Annotated in this window: 1 protein-coding gene and 1 pseudogene; both read right to left on the bottom strand. The window is 66.2% G+C overall.

Annotated features, from left to right (window positions below):
• Nucleotides 1-1,517: pseudogene (locus tag ABI213_RS19185) on the bottom strand (translocation/assembly module TamB); the annotation flags it as partial.
• The coding region (locus ABI213_RS19180; RefSeq protein WP_348028279.1) for a BamA/TamA family outer membrane protein at nt 1,514-2,869 on the bottom strand (1,356 nt) is incomplete at its 5' end. The gene ABI213_RS19180 and the pseudogene ABI213_RS19185, both read right to left, overlap by 4 nt.

Raw genomic sequence — 2,869 nt, 5'->3', positions numbered from 1 at the left:
CCTGCCCCTTGCGAGGCGCTAATTTGGCCCTGCACATCGGCCTGTGCGCCAGGCAGCGTCAGGTGCAGCTTGCCTTTGGCGGCGCGGGTGGCGAGGGTCAGGTCCAGTTGGCCTTGTAGCAGTGCGTCATCGGTTTGTAGTTTCAGAACCGACAGGTTGAGAGTGCCTGCAGACCAGCGGCCAGTGGCCTGGGCAGTCTGGATGCGCAGGCCTTGCAGAGCGGCAATGGCGGTCGCTTTGGCGGAGGGTTGCAGGGCGGCATCGAAACGGATGGCTGCGGCGGTGCTGCTGGCGGTGACGCGCCCATCCAGCAAGGCGGGGGCCATGCGGGTGTGGAGGGCGGCGGGGTTGATGCGCAACAGCCTGGCTTCTGCCGTCCAGTCGGTAGCGTCCGCGCCGGTCCAGCGGCCTTTAAGCTGTACATCGCCCTTGCCGAGCTGGGCGCTCAGCGACTCAATGACCCAAGCGCCTTGTTGGTAGTGCAGTCGGGTGTTGGCGTGGTCTAGTGGCACGCGGTGTGTATCCCAAGGCCCGCTCAGGCGGTTGTCGAGCGAGGCTTCAGCGCGCCATGCCGTGCCATTGGCTACGGGGTCGGGGCGTACGTGGGCATTGCCGTTGAGCAGGGTCTGCGGTGCGTCTGGCCACAGGTCGGCCAGGTTGAGTTGCTGGAACGTGGCATCGGCCTGGTGCACCGGTTGCTCGACCCAGGGGTGAATTTGGGCGGTTAGCGTGGCCTGCAGGGCGGTGGGTGAGCTGGGCGTGAGCTGGGCCTGTATTTGCAGCAGCGCATCTTGCCCTGCCAAAGGTCCGCTGGCGGACGCGGTAGCTGCAACGGTGGTGGGTCGGGTGTTGCCGGGCAGGGTGGTGTCCACGCTGCCTTGCACATGGGCTTGCAGCGTGAGCGGGCTGCGGGCCAGCAGCGTAGCCTGGCCTGCGTACTGGCCCGAGGCGACTTTGACACCGTTAACGGTCAGCTGGTGCTGGTTGCCGTCATAGCGGTAGTGCCCAGCCAACTGCGTGAGTTGCAGCGCCGGTGGGCCTTGCCAGCGCAGATCGGCAATCTCGAACGGCAGGTCTACCTGCAGGGGCAGCACGATCTCCGACGGCAGCACCGTGGGCTCGGTGGACGGGGTTTGCGCAATGCGCAGCTGGGCGATGTGCAGCCGGCCCAGGCGCAGTTCGCGCTGCAGCAGCCCGTCGAGTTGCCAGTCCACCGCGATGTCTTGGGCCTCTACTTGCAGGCTGGGGCTGCGGTAGGCCAGGCTGCCGATGTGACCGCCCTGGCGGACCGAGCCGGTCACACCACTGGTTTCCAGCGTATGGCCTGCGGGGAGGTAGACAGCGGCACGGGCCAGTGTGCTGGCCAGCGAGGTGTCGGTGCCCAGCCAGACCCAGAGCGTACCGGCCACGGTGGCCAGCGCGGCCAGTACCAGCAGCGGCGCGCACAGCAGCCACAGCAGGCGTTTACGCGAGGGCATCCAGCGTGGCTTGGCGGCAGGGGCTTTTTCGGTACTCAAAAGCTGAACCCTACGCTCATGTGCAGGCGTACCTTGCGTGTGGCTACGCCGTAGGCCAGGTCTATTTGTACCGGCCCCACGGGGCTGCGCCAGCGCACGCCGCCGCCTACGCCGACTTTGGCTTCCAGGGCCTTCACCGTATTGGCGACGGCTCCGGCATCGACAAACAGGGCCGTCTCCCAGGCGCTGGGTTTGCCGTTGACGATGATGGGGCGCTGCCACTCAAAGCTGCCCGAAGCCATGTAGCGCCCGGCGGTCACAGATCCGCTGCTGCCAACCACGCCGATTTCCTGGTAGCCGTAGCCGCGCACCGTGGTATCCCCGCCGGTTAAAAATTCTTGGGTGCTTGGGACATTGGCATCTGCTTTTGCCACCACGGCAGCCGCTTCGGCCCGCAGCGCCAGGCGGCCCGCCCGCATGAACAGGCCATCGCCGGGCAGCAGCTTGCCCAACGGAACGTAGCCCAGCCAGCGGGTCAGTGTGCGCGTGTAGGGTTGGCGGTCGGCCCCCAAGGTGAGGCCGCCGCCTAGTTCTACTGCGACACCGTAGCCTTGGGTGGGGGTACGGATGTCGTCAAAGTCGCGCCGCGTCCAGGCGTAGTTGGCGCTGATCGCGCTGGATGCAATCGTGGGGTCGGTGCCGCTAGTGGTCAGCGCGTGGTCGTATTGCAGGTAGACGTTGCGGTCGATGTGGTCGTTGCCCTGGGTGCGCCCGGCCCGCAGGCGCTGGCTATTGGTAATGGTGGCGCTCAGATCCTGGTGCTGAACCTGGGCCGAAGTCACCCAGCGCCAGTTGCTGGCATCGGGCGGGCCGGTGAGCTCGGTGCCCAGGGTTTGCGTGTCTTTGTCCAGGCTGAGCTTGGAGATGGCGCGCCACTGCAGCCAAGGCAACTGGTGGTGGGTGTGCTCGACCGACAGGCGCGGCCCGCTGTCGGTGCTAAAGCCTACGCCCAGTACCAATTTTTGCAGTTTGGCCTCGCGCAATTGGGCCACCACGGGCGCGGCTTGCGGGTCGCCACTGGTGTCCAGGGTCAAAAATACCGAGTCGAAGTAGCCACTGTCGGCCAGCCGCTGCTGGGTTTGCAGCAGTTGCGCCTGGCTGTAGTCGGCTCCGGTGGGCAGTTGGGCCAGGCGGCTGACCAACTCTGCGTTGTAGCGCTGCAGGCCGCGCAAATCTAGCGGGCCAAACCGATAGGCCGGGCCGGATGCCAAGGTGACATTGAGTTGGGCCGTTTGCGTGTCGGGGTCGATGTCCGCCAGGCTGTTGCTGATTTCCCCGGTGGGGAAACGCTGCACCGTCAGGTTGCGCAGGGCCTGGGTCTTGGCATCGTCCCAGGCATCCTGGGTAAAAGG

It is taken from the genome of Rhodoferax sp. (assembly GCF_039922535.1).
Classification (GTDB): Bacteria; Pseudomonadota; Gammaproteobacteria; order Burkholderiales; family Burkholderiaceae_C; genus Rhodoferax_B.
Note: the sequence above shows the minus strand (reverse complement) of the source record. Positions and strands in the feature narration are given on the sequence as shown.